The sequence below is a fragment of the Pseudidiomarina marina genome (assembly GCF_044807045.1).
Taxonomy (GTDB): domain Bacteria; phylum Pseudomonadota; class Gammaproteobacteria; order Enterobacterales; family Alteromonadaceae; genus Pseudidiomarina; species Pseudidiomarina marina.
Genome location: NZ_CP085233.1, coordinates 346,614 through 362,848, shown reverse-complemented (window position 1 = coordinate 362,848; position 16,235 = coordinate 346,614). Strand labels below are relative to the sequence as shown.

The window sequence follows — 16,235 nt, the reverse complement described above, 5'->3', positions numbered from 1 at the left end:
TCAACAGACTTATCCACAGCCTTTACACAGTATGCTCACGCCTCTCAGTGGCGAAGATTTCGAAGCTGTGGCATGCTACACAGCAACTCTTAGTAGCAAATTTTTGAGATTGCATCCATGGCATCACCAACACCATCAGTACCTGAGAACCCATTCATTCTTGTCGACGGTTCGTCCTATTTATTTCGGGCGTTTTATGCGCCACCACATTTAACGAATTCTGCGGGAGAACCTACGGGTGCAATCTACGGTGTGGTTAACATGCTTAGAAGCCTGTTGAAAAAATATAAGCCTTCCCATATGGCCGTCGTGTTCGATGCAAAAGGTACGACATTTCGTAATGAAATATATGCAGAATACAAAGCGCATCGTCCGCCTATGCCAGATGATTTGCGTCAGCAAATTGAGCCGTTGCATAAAATTGTTCAGGCTCTCGGGTTACCACTGCTATGTATTGATGATGTTGAAGCCGATGATGTGATTGGTACCCTAGCCGAACAGGCGGGCAAGGAAGGGCGATTTACCCTGATTAGTACCGGCGATAAAGATATGGCGCAGTTGGTAAATGACCACGTGATGCTGATTAATACCATGACAGACACGCTGTTGGATTATGACGGCGTGGTCGCAAAGTATGGTGTCAAGCCAGATCAAATGATTGATCTCCTCTCATTGATGGGCGATAGCTCAGATAATATTCCAGGCTTACCTAAAGTGGGTGAGAAAACTGCCTTGGCGATGTTGCAGGGGATGGGGTCAATTGATGCCATGCTGGCCGATCCTGATGCAATTGCAAAGCTTGAGTTTCGTGGTGCTAAAACGATGCCGGATAAACTCCGCGAAAACCAAGACATTCTGTTGATGTCGCGTGAACTCGCAACCATTAAACTGGATGTTCCACTGGATTTTCGACCTGATCAGTTGACCATTCAGCCATCAAATCGCGATGAACTCATCCAGCTCTATAAACAGTGTGAATTCCGCCGCTGGTTAGCCGAGGTATTAGAAGAGGGCGCAGCAACCGATCAAGCGTTGGGAGAGGCGAGTTCGTCAAACACTGCAAACGAAACGTCGGTAAGTCATGACGCCTACGAAACAGTGACCACGAAAGAGCGTTTTGCGCACTGGTTGAAACAACTAGAACAAGCCGAGTATTTCGCTTTTGATACTGAAACCACCAGTTTGAATTATATGGAGGCTGAGCTTGTTGGCGTTTCATTTGCGATTCAGCCAGGGCAGGCCTGTTATATTCCGGTGGCGCATGATTATCCTGGAGCACCTGATCAACTTGACCGAGCTTGGGTACTCGAGCAATTGAAACCGCTGCTTGAATCAGAGCAGCCTAAGTTAATTGGTCAAAACCTGAAGTATGACAGTCACATTTTGCGTCGTTACAACATTCGAGTTGGCGCCATTCGTAACGACACTATGCTGGCATCTTATGTATTCAATAGTGTCGGCTCACGTCATGACATGGATAGCTTGAGCTTGCAGTATTTGGGGCATAAAGCGATTTCTTTCGAAGATATTGCCGGCAAGGGCGCCAAACAATTAACGTTTAACCAGATTGGATTAGAACAGGCCGCGCCTTACGCGGCAGAAGATGCTGATGTGACGCTTCAGCTGCATCACAAGCTTTGGCAGGAAGTAAGCCAAGAGAAAGCGCTGTTAAATGTATTGCAAACCATTGAACTGCCCTTGCTACCAGTGCTTGTCGATATGGAGCAACGCGGTGTACAGATTGATGCACCATTACTGGCTAAGCAAAGCCACGAAATTGCGATGGCGCTGCAGCAACTCGAGAAAACGGCTTATGAAATTGCTGGCGAAGAATTTAATTTGAGTTCGACCAAGCAATTGCAGACGATTTTGTTTGAGAAATTACAGCTACCAGTGCGTAAAAAAACGCCAAAAGGTGCACCATCGACTGCCGAAGAAGTACTACAAGAATTAGCACTCGATTATCCCTTGCCAGATGTCATTATGCAGCACCGCGGATTGAGTAAGTTGAAATCGACTTACACCGATAAATTGCCGAAGATGGTCAACCCGCGCACGCATCGCATTCACACCTCTTACCATCAAGCGGTGACGGCAACTGGACGGTTATCATCGAGTGACCCGAATTTACAGAATATTCCGATTCGTACCGAAGCCGGGCGTCGTGTACGTAAAGCGTTCACAGCACCTGCAGGCTACAAAATCATGGCGATTGACTATAGCCAAATCGAGCTGCGGATTATGGCGCACTTGTCGCAAGATCCGGCGCTTGTAGAAGCCTTCTCAAAAGGTCGAGATATTCACAAAGCCACTGCCTCGGAGGTGTTTGGCGTGGCCTTGGATCAAGTCACCAGTGAGCAACGTCGCCGAGCGAAAGCCGTGAACTTCGGGTTGATATACGGCATGTCTGCGTTTGGCTTGGCGCGTCAGCTTGATATTCCGCGCCAAGAAGCGCAAGACTATATGGACAAGTACTTTGACCGTTTTCCAGGTGTCTTGAAATATATGGAAGACACGCGCGCGCAAGCGAAACGAGACGGTTATGTCGAAACAATCTATGGACGTCGATTGCAGCTACCGGAAATTAAATCTCAAAATGGCATGCGTCGCAAAGCGGCGGAACGTGCCGCAATCAACGCGCCAATGCAAGGCACTGCTGCTGACATTATTAAACGCGCAATGATAGCCGTTGCCGATTATATAAATACCCAAGTAGGTGACGACGAACTACATATGATTATGCAAGTGCACGACGAATTGGTATTTGAAGTGCGAGAAGATAAAGTTTCTGACTATCAAAAGAAACTCGTTGAAATTATGGAGCAAGCGGCGGATTTGAAGGTGCCGCTTATTGCCGAAGCGGGTGTTGGAAACAACTGGGACGAAGCTCATTAAAAAATTTTCATAAATTAAAAATTTTTTTTGAACTATTTTTTGAACAGCCAGTCTGAATCAGTGAAAGGCGCATTAAACGAATCGAGTTCGTTTGTCATTACCTTTCTGAGATGTTCTCTCCCTGGATTGTAAGAACTTTTGCCCGGCTTTATGCCGGGCTTTTTCTTTTTAAAAACAGAATAAATATTAAAATGAATCCTGCGAATGTGAGTAATGACGATACGCCAAGAAATGGATCTAAAACTTCCCGCTTAATGTAACCACCATAAAGAAGATAAAGCCCGATAGTGAGCCCTAACGTACCAAGCTGGTGCAAACCAAACTGTATCCATAACTCTTTTGTCGGTTCGGTTAGTTTCATCCAAACTTTAAGCAGCGCGGCATAAAGAATGGGCACCGTAAAGCCTAACAACATCATGTGAGTATGGGTGGGTAGTTGACGGTGATTTGCGGTAGCCGCCATCCACATGCCTAAGGCAATGCCTAAAATGCCATAGATGAAAGCTATTATTATATATTTGCGATCCATGGTGATGTCCTCTCGTTTTGCATCACCACAAATTTAGCTGGTTATTTTTTAACCGCAAGTTTACGCCGTTGGCGCTACGCGCGGTTTTCGGGCGCGTCGATTAGCAATAAATACGCCAGTCAAGATGGCCGCCATACCAATCGCGTGTTCAATCAGGAACGGCTCACCATCAACCACCCCAAGTATCAACGCCACAATTGGAATGAGGTAGGTGACGGAGCTGGTAAACGTCGTATCAGTCATTTTTACAACCGTATTAAAAATGACGAGTGCCATTGCCGTCCCAACAACACCAAGTATCAAAATAGCTGTTAGCGAGAAATAGGCATCCGGTTGCGAGCCAAGTTGCTCAACAAACGGTGTTGCAAACAGTAAATAGATGAGCGCTGGCGGTGCCACTAAAAATAGACTTACCCCAGTAATAGTTAAGGCACCCAAATCAGGAATATGATGCTTAATGAGATTGAGGTTAATGCCATAGCAAATGGTTGCAACAATGATCAGTAGTGCATAGGCATTGAACTGGAACTCACCGCTGGCATTGGCGGTAATTAGAACCACGGTGCCTGCCAAGCCAATAAGAACACCCACCCATTGCTGTACGGCGACAATTTGATGAAAAATTAGCACACCAATGAGCAAGGTAGCCAACGGCGTAAATGTATTGAGAACGCCAGTAACACCGCTGGGCAGTTGTGTTTGCGCAAACGCAAACAAAAACGCTGGAATAAAACTACCAACTAATCCAACCGAAATTAACTTAGGCCAGTGGTGACGTTGCACAGTTTTAAAACGTTGCATTAAGAATGGCAGTAACACGAAGCCTGCAGAGGCAATACGAATTGCGGCAAGTTGATCGGGATGAAAGGCAATGAGGCCCTTCTTAATCAAGATAAATGAGCTACCCCAAATCATTGCGAGGAGCAGTAACAATAACCAAGCTTTTAGCGGTGGTGCTTCATTCTGCTGCATCGGCGCTAACCGTTGCTTCTGCTGGCGTGTTAAGCCAGTCGGAAAGAATCACCTCAACTTGTGGAAGGCCGATTTTGTTATGCGATGAAAACATTTCTACCTGCACGCTATCACCGAACACCAATGCAGCTTCACGAGCTTGTAGTAACGTGCTTTTACGTTGGCCGGGTTTCAGCTTATCCGCTTTCGTTAACAAGACGAGAACTGGAATGCCGCAATCAGTTGCCCAATGCAGCAAATCCTGATCGGTGTCACGGTATGGATGACGAATATCCATCAATAATACGAGGCCACGCAGTGACTGACGTTTCTGCAGGTATTCACTGAGCGCTTGGTTCCATTTTTCTTTAACCGCTAAAGGCACTTTGGCATAACCATAGCCAGGTAAATCGATTAAGCGTTTATTGGGTTCCACTTCAAAAACGTTGATTAGCTGCGTGCGGCCAGGCGTTTTACTGGTGCGAGCTAAGGCTTTTTGCCGCGTGATCGTGTTTAGTGCGCTTGATTTACCCGCGTTTGAACGACCCGCAAATGCGATCTCGACGCCTGAATCTTCAGGCAATTGTCGAATATTTGCGGCACTCGTGATAAATTTTGTGGGCTGAAAGTTTAACGTGGTATTCATAAACGTATTGTGCGACCTCATTTGAAACCACATAGTAGCATGATTAGACGTTTAATCCTTACAACTTTTGTGTAAAATAGCGTCTGTTACAACTACCCAGAGCAGAGATATCGATCATGAAAAAAATCGCAATGTTCGTAGGCCTGTACCTTGGCTTGACTGGTTTTGCCATGGCAGCAACTGGCGATGCGGAAGCAGGACAACAGAAATCCGCTGTATGTGCTGCGTGTCACGGGCCGGATGGCAATGCCCCATCTGATATGTATCCGAAAATTGCTGGTCAGCACGAGAGCTACCTGTTCAAGCAATTAACAGATTATAAGCTAGCTGCCGAAACGGGTGGCGAGCAAGGTCGTGCCAGCGCAATAATGCAAGGTCAAGTTGCGATGCTAAGCGAACAAGACATGGCTGATTTAGCAGCGTTTTATGCTGCTCAAGAAATGGAAGGCGGTTCTGCCCCAGAAGATGTCATCGCTGCAGGTAAGAAATTGTTTGTTGCCGGTGATGAGTCTCGCGGAATTGCAGCTTGTGCAGCGTGTCACGGTCCTCGTGGCGATGGCATGGCACTGGCGAACTTCCCTGATATTTCAGGTCAACATGCCGCATATACCAAGCAGCAGCTTGAATTATTTCGCAGTGGCGAACGCGCAAACGATTTAAACAACATGATGCGTGACGTGGCTAGCAAACTGACCGATAAAGACATCGAGATCTTATCTCAGTATATTCAAGGTCTATATTAAAATAGGCGATAAAAAGGCAGCGAAAGCTGCCTTTTTTGTTTTTTTGTTGCAAAAAAAACGTAAGAAAAGCCCTATAAAATCGAGGGTTTGACAATAAAGTTATAAAGAAATTCATTTTTAGAACATAATAATCATTGATAATTCGGCACGAATCAGTACTCTGAATGCCATTGGATTTACGGGAAGCCTCATATTATAAGGCTTTCCCAGTAATAAGATTTAAAATCCAGGGAATAACAACACGGCCAGGAGGCCGACTTTTAACCAAGCAAAATAAAAACAACAGAGCTCGGTTAATGCGCTTAATTAATAACAATAATAATAAAGACCTCACGGACGTTATAATTAAAAACATGGAAGATAATGACAACCGTTCTCGAAATCGCACGTGCGCTGTGTGAAAGAATGAGAATAAATCAGGCGATGGCAACATCGCCTTTTTTATTGTCTGCTAGATCAGTTAAACTATGTGTTACGTTTGCAAGCACGCTATGCTTAAGCCAACGTATTACACTCAACTGTTCTGGAAGCACACATGACACGCGTCAAGAAAACCCGCAAAACTGGTCCTCTAGCCCCATCCAAGAAAGTCGAAAAGGATTGGCAGCAGCCGAAAGCAAAGTCAGCACCAACAAAACCGACGCATAAAACCAAGGGCCACAAGCCGGGCAGTCGATTTAATCCAACTTCGAATAAAGCCAAGCGCCAAGATGCGAGTGGCAATACTCAAGCGCACGACCCGCGCCATGGTAGCAAGAAGCCAATTAGCTTAGTTGATCCGAAGCAGGCGGTGCCAGTGCCGAAACAGCCTAGCTTTGACCGTAACGCAGCAATGGCGGAATTGACGTCGATTGAAAACGACGAACGTTTACAAGCGTTGTTAGAGCGCGCTGAAGATGGCGAAACATTAAACGCCAGTGATACAAAGTACATGGAAGAACGTACTGAGAGATTCTCTCAGCTTGCTGAAATGCTCGGCATTGAGCTTGAAGACGATGATGATTTAGACTTCGACGACGAATTTGAGGATGACGATGACAGAAGCTAACTTTCCGGCATGGGCTTGGATTGCTGTTCTGCTCGGTGTTGTAATTATTGCCGGGCTCGCGTTTTATGCTGGTCGCCTGTTAGCGCAATTAAAAGCGCAGAATCAACGACGTGATCAAGCATTAGCAAAGCGAAATGAGAATCTCCACGAAAGTATCGTAACGATAGCGAAGGCGATGGAGCAGGGGCAATGCCCACTGTCAGAAGGCGCGCTTCGTTTGGTGGTATTGTTGGATTTGCGGGTTGAATCAAACCAAGCAGGGTATGCGAGAAAATATCCGTCGTTGCATGATATGTATGAGCGCATCAAACACATGCCAACTCATGAGGCACGCAAGCAATACCCGAAAGCAGAAATTCGCAAAATGGATAATGAGCGCGAAGGCTATGAAAAAGAGCTGGAAGACGTGATATTGCAAGACGTCCGCCAGCTCTTGAAAGATTTCGCTTAACTTATTGTCTGTAGACCGTACCGTCTTTCACAACCAAATTAATGTTGCTGAGCAGGGAAATGTCGTTTAACGGATTTCCCTGTACCGCTACCACATCAGCGCGCTTGCCAACTTCGATGGTACCGATATCAGATACGCCCAAGAGTTTTGATGCTTCTGCTGTCGCACTTCGAATTGCCGCTAAAGGCGGCATACCGGCTTCAACCATGTAGATAAACTCGCGATAGTTTTCGCCGTGGTCGAATACGCCTGCATCAGTACCGAACGCAATTTTCACGCCAGCTTTGTAGGCTTCAGCAAAAGTGCTCTGAATTTTTGGGCCGATGGCAGCGGCTTTTGGCCGCACTAGTTCAGGGAAGAACCCGTCAATTTTAGCGCGGTCAGCGACAGACCGACCCGCCGTAATGGTTGGAACGTAGTACACACCTTTCTTTTTCATGGCGCGCATGACTTCGTCATCCATATAAGTGCCGTGCTCAATGGAATTAACACCGGCCTCAATAGCGCGCAACATGCCTTCTTTACCATGTGCGTGAACGGTGACCTTCATTTCGTAGTCTTTTGCGGTTTGCACCACAGCTTCGAGTTCATCCATCATAAATTGTGGGTTGTGACCGCTCTTCGCAACGCTCAGTACACCACCTGTAACTGTCAGCTTGATCAAATCTGAGCCGTCTTGATAACGAGCGCGAACTGCTTGTCGTGCTTCATAAGGGCCATTTAACACGCCGTCTGCCGGCGTCGGTGTTTCATACAAGCCACTATGCGCGCCGTTGGTTGGATCAGCATGTCCGCCTGTCGTTGCAAGTGACTTACCTGCAGTATATATGCGAGGGCCAACCACTTTACCGGCGTTTACAGCGTTACGTAGTGCAATACTGGCATTATACGAGTCCCCCAAATCGCGAACCGTAGTAAAGCCAGCCATAAGTGTTTTGCGGGCATAATTTACCGCATCTAAGGTGACGTCTGGCGCCCCTTTGGTAAATTTATTCATATAGCTACCGGGACCCAACTGTGAAGTCAGGTGTGTGTGCATATCAATAAAGCCAGGCATCACCGTGCCGTCACGGCGATCGATGACCACATCTCCGTCTTGCGGCTGTTTGAAGCCCTTCTCGATGGCCTTAATCGTGCCTTCATCAATAATCACGGTCATTTCTGACTTCGGATTGGCTTGAGTACCGTCAATGAGTGTACCGGCGTAAATAAGCGTGTCGGCATGGGCGGTTGAAGCCAAGCCGAGTGCTATAGATACTGCTAATAATTTCCGCATGTGATTTACCTCGCTTTATTTTTGCTATAGTCACCACAGTAGCGAGTTATTGCTAGAGGGGTCAATGAAGCGGTCAGCATTTAACCGCTTAAACTGAGTGAACTGACGCAACCAACCTTAAATCTTGGTATAATAACGTTCTTAATGACACTGATTAGGCTTTACATTTCATGTTCAAACGCGTTCGAGAAGATATTCAAAGTGTTTTTGCCCGCGATCCGGCTGCGCGTAATGCTTTTGAAGTACTCACCACATATCCAGGGCTTCATGCTATTTGGTGGCATCGTTTTAGCCATAAGCTATGGACCTGGCGTTGGTATTGGCTGGCGCGTTTCGTTTCCACCATCTCGCGATGGTTAACGGGAGTCGAAATTCATCCAGGCGCGAAAATTGGCCGGCGTTTCTTCATTGACCACGGAATGGGTGTCGTGATTGGTGAAACGGCCGAAATTGGCGATGACGTGACCATCTACCACGGCGTCACGCTCGGCGGAACAAGTTGGAATCAAGGTAAACGTCATCCAACACTCAAAAACGGCGTGGTTATTGGTGCAGGAGCTAAGGTTCTTGGTCCAATTGAGATTGGTGAGAATGCACGTATTGGTTCGAATGCGGTCGTAGTGAAAGATGTACCAGCCGAGGCAACCGTAGTTGGAATTCCGGCGCGCGTGGCGCGAAGTGCAGCAACAGCGGAGACGTCTGAGGTCACCAAACGTCGTCAAGAAATTGCGAAACAATATGGCTTCGATGCGTATGCAATTTCTGCAGATAATCCCGATCCTGTTGCAACGGCCATTGGCCGCATGCTCGATCACGTTCATTTATTAGACCAAAAAGTGAGCGATTTGTGTTGCGCAGTGAATCAACTTGGCGGTAATGTGTGTGAAGAAATACCGGATGTCGATTTAGACGATATGGACTTCCTTAAGGCGGAACAGGAAGCAGCTGAACGTCGTCAGAAAGAGCAACAGAAAGAGCAACCAAAAAAGTCGCCCACTGAAACCAACTAACTCTTGACGATAACCAGTTGCTAGCGGAGGTAATTATGAAGCTAGCAAATATTCTCATGATGGCATTATCACTTGCTGCAATAAGCGGCTGTGCCGGGCAATCGTCAATGAATAGTGTGGCACAGGCGCATGCGAAGGCTCAAATGCCGAGCCTAAACAGCGCTCTCTTCAGGCCCCAACAGTCCGTTGTGTCAGCACAACAATTGTTTGCACTAACCGCTTCGCAACAGCAAGATTTCTTACTTGATTTCAATGATCGTCTCAGTGATTTACCTGAGCACGAACGCATTAGCGTATACCTTCAAGATTTAACTTTCGGCTTCAATTATAAGGAACAAACGTATACTGCCAGTGAAGCTTTTGCACTGAGCGCTGGTAATTGCATGGCATTAGCCATTCTTACGAAAGGTTTAGCTGATCTTGTTGATGTAGAAATTAAGTTCCAGCGCGTGACCAATGCACCGGTATTTGACCGCAATAACAATATTGTTCTGGTATCTGATCATGTTCGCGCACGATTGTATAAACCGCTTGAAGCAGCAAAAGAAGGCGAGAATAAAACGCTTCTTAAGCGCGCTTGGGTTGTTGTGGATTACTTTCCTTCATTGGCTTCGCAGAATGCCGAGATGATCAGCGAAACGGAGTTTCTGGCACTGTATTACCGTAATCGGGCGGCTGAATTGATGGTTGATGGCTTGGTGGATGAGGCTTATGCGTATGCCTCCGAAGCTCTGACATACACGCCGAAAGATAGTGAAGTACTGAATATTTTGGGGCTCTTGCACGGGCGCAAAGACGACGCTAGCACCGCAGAGCAATTATTTAATTACGCTTTGCGCTTAGATGCCGACAACCTCAACGTACTGCACAATTACCAAGCCCTTGCTAAACGTCAGCAGCGTCACGAATTAGTGGCGAAACTTGAGCACCGTATTCAGTCAATTCCCGAAGCGAATCCATACGCTTGGATAGCCTTAGGTGATGCGGCGTTTGCACAAAACCAGCTTGATATAGCCATGACCATGTACCGCAAAGCAGCTGAACAGGCACCATACGTGCACGAAGCCTATTGGGGACAGGCCCAGGTATTTGTCGCACAAGGTGAAACTCACAAGGCGCGACGCATTCTTGAGAAGGGAATGCGCGAAGCGAAAATGTCAGCTACTAAAGCGCGTTTCAAAACTGGCTGGTACAGCTATCAAGAACAGGCACAAAAAAAGCCGCTCAAGTGAGCGGCTTTTTGGAATTCTTCGCTAGAAGAAACGTAATTACATAGGAACTACGTTAGAAGCCTGTGGGCCTTTAGGACCTTGTTCAATAGTGAACTGAACAGTTTGGCCTTCAGCTAAGGTTTTGAAACCGTCTGATTGAATAGCAGAGAAGTGTACGAATACGTCCGCGCCTTGCTCTTGCTCGATGAAACCGAAACCTTTAGCTTCGTTAAAGAATTTTACTTTACCAGTTACTGTAGACATGCTGTGATTCCTCGTAGTGCATGTGAAAATCTAGGGTATTGCTAATAAAAATTACGTGTATTACTTGAGGACTTACAAAACGAGGTACAGCAATTGACTTCGTAACAGGCCACAATTAGACAGCCGAATTTTTCTAGCGACCGTCAGTATACGCTGATCCTAACCCCTGTCAATTAAAGATTTATTAACGCTTATAAGGGCTTTAGCCGCGAATCCAGTTTTTCGTGATGTGACGAAACTGGTCAGTTCCTGAGCGATATAGCCATTCATAGGCCGCCATTTCCGAAGAAATTATCACGACACCCTCTTGCCGCAAGCGCTTTAAAGCGGTTTGTTTGTCACTATCGCGACGTGAACCCACCGCATCTTCAACGACAAATACTTGATAATCGTCGGCAATTAAATCAAGCGCCGTTTGCAATATACATACGTGTGTTTCCATTCCCATTAGTATCACTTGAGAGCGGTTGATTTCGCCGATAGCGTTGACGAAGTTGGGTTCTTGCATGGCGCTAAAGTGCATCTTCTCGATTACTTGAGCATTCTCAATAACGCCGGATAGATCATCGACACTAATGCCTAAGCCTTTGGGATACTGTTCGGTAACAACAACAGGTATATCTAATTCATTGGCGATTTCACCAAGCCAACGCATGCGAGCGATGAGTTGATCGCGCTGATGGATGACGGGCGCGAGTTTTTCTTGCGCATCGACAATGACAAGTATGCTTTGGTCTGCTTTCATCAGCATGATGACAACTCCTTTGATTTGATTTAAATGAATTATGCCGCAAAGTTATTGCTATTCCTAATGCTTGGCGATACTTTGAGCATAGACATGCAATTCAATTTGGTAAGTCAGAAGGACGCTGGCCATGCCCAATCAATCGGCAGATACGCTGCTGCAAAGCTTTCGAAATAAAGTCACGCGCAACATTGTGTGGGCGGGGGCAATTACTCAGCTGTTATTAGCTGGTGTTCAAGTGTGGTTGGTTCATTACATTCAGGCAGCAGTTCTATTGGTCGCGGCAATCGTGTTAGCTGTCATTGCATATTGGTATCGCAGTAAACGTATTCCTGACGTGTGGCGAGTCATATTCATGATGCTGCTAACCTCCATTTGTTTTGCTTCAATTCGCACCAATGGTGCCATCGGTGTTTACTGGGCATATCCGTTACTCGTTGCTAGCTTCTTTATGTTTCGCGATGGCTTTGCTATTGCGCTTGCCTCGGTTGTAACCATAGTGATGAGCGCGGCAGCGTTACTTTATATGCCGGCTAGCGATGGTTGGCGTATCACCGCATCGCTGCTGGTTATTTTGGTACTCGGCAGTGTTTTTGTGGTGATGCTGGGGCGCATGCAAAAACTACTACATCAGTTGGTTGTCACCGATACTTTGACCGGTCTACAAAATCGTCATCGATTAAATAATGTACTCAGCCAGTTGATTCATAATTTTCGCCGATACCATCGTCCCGCCAGTTTAATTATGCTCGACCTCGACCATTTTAAACTGCTTAATGACAAGCATGGGCACCTATTCGGCGATCAGATGCTCAAGCAACTTGCCGCACGATTAAAAGCAACCTTACGCATTAATGATCAATTATTTCGCGTTGGTGGTGAAGAGTTTCTGGTGGTCATGCCAGAAACTGAACTCGAAGAGGCTGTAAAAGTTGCGGAAAAATTGCGACTTGCCATTGCGAATACGCCGTTCGACGGTAAAGATGCACAGGCTCACTTGACCATTAGCATTGGGGTTGCCCAGTTGCGAGCCGAACAAACATGGGCGGAATGGATAAATACCGCAGATACTGCTTTACTTGAAGCAAAACGCAAAGGTCGCAATCAAGTGTGCAAGGCAGAAAGTTACACTCCAACAGCTTAATTGAGAACGGATATTCATGAACTCGACGGTAGCAACTCCCGCATTATCACTGAATTTGTGGCAGCAATTTCGATTAGTTGCCATGCGCACTATCTATTTTGGTGTCGGCTTGGTAATTCTGGTGTTAGCTGGGGTACTTGCCACGGATTCACGCTGGCTAGAATCTGGGGCATTAGTGAGCGTTGCCTTAGCGTTTATTCTCACCGGCGTTATTTACCGAAATGAACTCGCACCGCAATGGATAAACTTCCTATTTATCTGCGCGTTGGGCACGTTAGTTAGTGTCTCGATGAAATCATCCGGCATGATGGGTGTGTACTGGATGTACCCAGTATTAGCTATGGTCTTTTTTATGTTTGACCGCACCATATTCGTGCTTGTCATCATGCTAATTTATGCACTATTTGCAGCAGTAATGTATCAGTTTTTGCCGTTTGAGTACGCCTGGCGAATAGCGCTTTCGATGTTGGTGTTAATAGGCGTCGGCGCCGTATTCTTGGTTATGATGAGTTATATGCAGCGCAATCTTTCCAAGCTGTATGCAACCGATCCGTTAACTGGTTTTTATCGTCGTGACTATGTATCCGAGATGATGCAAACTGAGCTCGAGCGCGCAAAACGTCATCAGCATCCCGTAAGTGCAATGCTGCTTGATCTGGATTCGTTCAAGAATATCAATGACAAGTTTGGCTATATGTTTGGCGACGCTGTGTTGAAGGAAACAGCCGCTCGGTTAGCTCGAATTTGTCGTAAAAACGATGTCATGGTGCGCTACGGCGGTGCCGAATTTCTTGTCATTTTCCCAAATACTTCTCTAAAGCAAGCCGCTGAGCTAACCGGCGAGATGCTTGATAGCCTGCGCCACGAACCATTTGCGATAAAAAGTATGATGACCACAGTCACGGCTAGCGCTGGTGTTGCCGAATGGCGCAAGGGGCAAGATTGGGGCCAGTGGCTTGAGTGCGCCGACGCCGCTAAGGATAAAGCCAAAAGTCAGGGCCGCAATCGTTTGAGAATTGCGCAATAAATTTGCACCTATCGCTTGTCCTAGCTACAATTCGCTCCTTTGAAAAACGGAGCACCACATGGCACCTGTCTTGATCTTAATGGGCTCGCAGTCTGACTGGCCCGTCATGCAACATGCAGCACAAATGCTGAAAGACCTCGGCGTTGAATGGCGCGCTGAAGTTGTGTCTGCGCACCGCACCCCTGATTTATTGAAAACCACCATGGAACAAGCCGAACAAGATGGCGTTCCTGTGGTGATCGCTGGCGCCGGCGGCGCAGCACATTTGCCTGGCATGCTCGCGGCATTCACTGCTATTCCAGTATTGGGCGTACCGGTGCCGAGCAAACAACTGAAGGGCTTAGATAGCTTGCTGTCGATTGTACAAATGCCAAAAGGCGTCGCGGTAGGCACATTAGCAGTTGGCCCCGCTGGCGCTGCGAATGCTGGCTTATTAGCGGCACAAATTATCGGCTCATTTAATGTCGATGTTCGTCAACGTGTGCATGCATTTCGCGAGCAACAACGCGAGAAGGTGATGAACGGTCCGAAATTGGAGCTGCCTGAATCATGAAAATTCTGTTTATCGGTGATGGCCAATTAGGGCAGATGTTGGGTGCAAGCGCTATTAGTCATGGACACGAGTGTCTACTATTTAGTACCCGCAGCAACACCGTTAAACCGCTTTCAGCTCAGATTGATTTGCAGTTATCGCTAACAGACGCCATTGCTTGGGCTGATTTGGTGAGTTGGGAGCACGAAGATATTCCGGCGGATATCCTTGCCGCTGCGCACGACAAGTTTTTGATGGACCCGGCGCGAATTAAAAGCCTTACCGACCGCCGTGCTGAAAAGAAACTCTTTGATGATTGCCGTGTACCGACCTCGCCGTGGCAAACTTATAACAATGCGGATGAGCTTGAGAAAATTCTCAGTAAAGCAGAACAGCCGATGGTGCTAAAAGCCGCTCGTGGTGGCTATGATGGTAAAGGCCAATGGCGTTTCCGAATGGTGGATAACCCGAGCGAGTTAGCGCAACAGGCTGGTCAAGCGCCCGGTATTGCCGAGCATATGATTCCGTTTCACCGCGAAGTATCGCTAGTTGGAGCGCGCAGTAAAGATGGCAGCATTTGTTGCTATCCGCTAATTACCAATGTGCATGATCGCGGTATATTAAGTTATAGCCTCGGCGCCATTGATGTTGTCGACGAGCGCCTACAGAGTGTTGCTGAAGACTGTTTCCGTAAGCTCACGGATGCGCTGCATTACGTTGGTGTTTTAGCCATTGAGTTTTTTGTGGTAGGCGAAGGCGATGATGCACAACTGTTAGTGAACGAAATAGCACCGCGAGTACACAACTCAGGGCATTGGACAATGACCGGCGCGAATAGCAGCCAATTTGACTTACATATTCGCGCACTAACCGGGATGCCACTACCTTTATTGCGGTTAGAACCAACCCTCATGATTAACGTGATTGGCGCTGACCAAATTCCTGCCGGCTTATGGCATCACGCTGATACCGATTGCCATTGGTACAACAAAGAACCTCGCCCAGGCCGCAAGGTTGGCCATGTGAATATTCGCACAGCGAATCGCGATACGGCCATGACGTGGGTAGCGCAATGGGCAGAAAAACTTCAAGTTCTCGCTGACTAAGCGAGAACCTTCTGCAACCATGTATTTATGGCTTGCACCTGCTCGCCACATACCTGATGTTGCATTGCAAAGCTTTGATATTCGGCGTTGTAGCCCTGCTGTTTTAACCATTGATAGGCATGCTGTCCGAGTGCTTCAGGTACAACAGGATCTTGCGAGCCATGCTGCACCAAAATAGGGATATCATTGTTCGCTGCATGCGGTGTAATACTTTGATGCGTCGCTAAATAGGTTGAGAGCGCTAGCAAACCACGTAAGCGTTTGGGATAAGTTAGCGCTGCTTCATAGGCAACCGCGCCGCCTTGAGAAAAACCTGCCAATAAAATATTTTCGGCCGGAATACCACGTTCAATTTCACGCTCAATCAATTGCTGCACTGCTGCTGCAGAATCACGAAGCTGCTGCTCATCAACTTCACGCCCAAGTGACATGCTCAGAATGTCATACCAAGCAGGCATACGCATACCGCCATTAATAGTCACTGGTATTTGAGGTGCATGCGGGAATACAAATCGAACCGCAACCGGCGGTGTTAAATGCGGTACTAAGGGTGCAAAATCGTTACCATCGGCACCGAGACCATGTAACCAGATAATTGCATGCGTGGCCGGCTTCTGAGGTTCAATTTCTACACATGGAAGGTAAGACATATATACT

At 47.0% G+C, this 16,235-nt stretch carries 17 protein-coding genes; 10 read left to right on the top strand and 7 right to left on the bottom strand.

Annotation, left to right across the window (positions count from 1 at the left end):
• The first annotated feature begins 117 nt into the window (after window positions 1-117).
• Window positions 118-2,895 carry a DNA polymerase I gene (gene polA, locus LG272_RS01725; protein ID WP_404409240.1) on the top strand — a complete coding sequence of 926 codons (2,778 nt, stop codon included), beginning with the start codon at window positions 118-120 and terminating at the stop codon, window positions 2,893-2,895.
• A 148-nt stretch (window positions 2,896-3,043) separates the two neighbouring features.
• Here polA and LG272_RS01720 read toward each other — a convergent pair whose 3' ends face one another.
• From LG272_RS01720 to yihA, 3 genes are read right to left on the bottom strand one after another with little or no spacing between them, the layout of a single operon-like run.
• The gene (locus tag LG272_RS01720) at window positions 3,044-3,424 is read right to left on the bottom strand and encodes a TonB-dependent receptor (protein ID WP_126759768.1); all 381 of its coding nucleotides are present in this window, start codon (window positions 3,422-3,424) and stop codon (window positions 3,044-3,046) included.
• Between the two features lie 60 nt (window positions 3,425-3,484).
• Window positions 3,485-4,396 (bottom strand): DMT family transporter, encoded by a 912-nt coding sequence (locus tag LG272_RS01715; protein WP_404409237.1) that lies wholly within the window; start codon window positions 4,394-4,396, stop codon window positions 3,485-3,487.
• Complete coding sequence (yihA, locus tag LG272_RS01710) at window positions 4,383-5,021, bottom strand: ribosome biogenesis GTP-binding protein YihA/YsxC (RefSeq protein ID WP_126759766.1); 639 nt, start codon at window positions 5,019-5,021, stop codon at window positions 4,383-4,385. The genes LG272_RS01715 and yihA overlap by 14 nt, the downstream gene beginning before the upstream one ends.
• 116 nt (window positions 5,022-5,137) lie before the next feature.
• On the opposite strand from yihA, the gene LG272_RS01705 reads away from it, so the two are divergent.
• From LG272_RS01705 to LG272_RS01695, 3 genes are all read left to right on the top strand, one after another.
• Complete coding sequence (locus LG272_RS01705) at window positions 5,138-5,764, top strand: c-type cytochrome (RefSeq protein WP_404409235.1); 627 nt, start codon at window positions 5,138-5,140, stop codon at window positions 5,762-5,764.
• Between the two features lie 535 nt (window positions 5,765-6,299).
• A complete protein-coding gene (yihI, locus tag LG272_RS01700; RefSeq protein WP_404409233.1) occupies window positions 6,300-6,812 on the top strand; it encodes a Der GTPase-activating protein YihI in 513 nt (170 codons plus the stop codon).
• Window positions 6,799-7,263, top strand: coding sequence for a DUF2489 domain-containing protein (locus tag LG272_RS01695; protein WP_404409231.1), 465 nt, complete (start codon window positions 6,799-6,801; stop codon window positions 7,261-7,263). The genes yihI and LG272_RS01695 overlap by 14 nt, the downstream gene beginning before the upstream one ends.
• 1 nt (window position 7,264) lies before the next feature.
• Here the strand turns inward: LG272_RS01695 and LG272_RS01690 are convergent, their stop codons facing one another.
• Window positions 7,265-8,539: an amidohydrolase family protein gene (locus tag LG272_RS01690; protein WP_404409229.1), complete on the bottom strand. Its 1,275-nt coding sequence runs from the start codon at window positions 8,537-8,539 to the stop codon at window positions 7,265-7,267.
• A 170-nt stretch (window positions 8,540-8,709) separates the two neighbouring features.
• Between LG272_RS01690 and cysE the strand changes: the two genes are divergently transcribed.
• Both cysE and LG272_RS01680 read left to right on the top strand, forming a co-directional pair.
• Entirely contained in the window at window positions 8,710-9,549 is an 840-nt protein-coding gene (cysE, locus tag LG272_RS01685) for a serine O-acetyltransferase (protein ID WP_126759761.1), read from the top strand.
• A 35-nt stretch (window positions 9,550-9,584) separates the two neighbouring features.
• Window positions 9,585-10,781: a tetratricopeptide repeat protein gene (locus tag LG272_RS01680; RefSeq protein ID WP_404409227.1), complete on the top strand. Its 1,197-nt coding sequence runs from the start codon at window positions 9,585-9,587 to the stop codon at window positions 10,779-10,781.
• A gap of 36 nt (window positions 10,782-10,817) precedes the next feature.
• Here the strand turns inward: LG272_RS01680 and LG272_RS01675 are convergent, their stop codons facing one another.
• Together LG272_RS01675 and LG272_RS01670 are read right to left on the bottom strand one after the other, a co-directional pair.
• A complete protein-coding gene (locus LG272_RS01675; protein ID WP_055439451.1) occupies window positions 10,818-11,024 on the bottom strand; it encodes a cold-shock protein in 207 nt (68 codons plus the stop codon).
• A gap of 202 nt (window positions 11,025-11,226) precedes the next feature.
• The gene (locus LG272_RS01670) at window positions 11,227-11,775 is read right to left on the bottom strand and encodes a hydrolase (protein ID WP_404409225.1); all 549 of its coding nucleotides are present in this window, start codon (window positions 11,773-11,775) and stop codon (window positions 11,227-11,229) included.
• A gap of 124 nt (window positions 11,776-11,899) precedes the next feature.
• Between LG272_RS01670 and LG272_RS01665 the strand changes: the two genes are divergently transcribed.
• From LG272_RS01665 to LG272_RS01650, 4 genes are read left to right on the top strand one after another with little or no spacing between them, the layout of a single operon-like run.
• Window positions 11,900-12,913 carry a GGDEF domain-containing protein gene (locus tag LG272_RS01665; protein ID WP_404409223.1) on the top strand — a complete coding sequence of 338 codons (1,014 nt, stop codon included), beginning with the start codon at window positions 11,900-11,902 and terminating at the stop codon, window positions 12,911-12,913.
• Window positions 12,914-12,929: 16 nt separating this feature from the next.
• Window positions 12,930-13,940, top strand: a complete 1,011-nt coding sequence (locus tag LG272_RS01660) for a diguanylate cyclase (protein WP_404409221.1) — start codon at window positions 12,930-12,932, stop codon at window positions 13,938-13,940.
• Between the two features lie 58 nt (window positions 13,941-13,998).
• The gene (gene purE, locus LG272_RS01655) at window positions 13,999-14,493 is read left to right on the top strand and encodes a 5-(carboxyamino)imidazole ribonucleotide mutase (protein ID WP_126759756.1); all 495 of its coding nucleotides are present in this window, start codon (window positions 13,999-14,001) and stop codon (window positions 14,491-14,493) included.
• Complete coding sequence (locus LG272_RS01650) at window positions 14,490-15,578, top strand: ATP-grasp domain-containing protein (RefSeq protein WP_126759755.1); 1,089 nt, start codon at window positions 14,490-14,492, stop codon at window positions 15,576-15,578. The genes purE and LG272_RS01650 overlap by 4 nt, the downstream gene beginning before the upstream one ends.
• On the opposite strand, the gene LG272_RS01645 is transcribed toward LG272_RS01650, so the two are convergent.
• A complete protein-coding gene (locus tag LG272_RS01645; RefSeq protein ID WP_126759754.1) occupies window positions 15,575-16,228 on the bottom strand; it encodes an alpha/beta hydrolase in 654 nt (217 codons plus the stop codon). The two genes, LG272_RS01650 and LG272_RS01645, sit on opposite strands and share 4 nt — an antisense overlap.
• Window positions 16,229-16,235 lie beyond the last annotated feature (7 nt).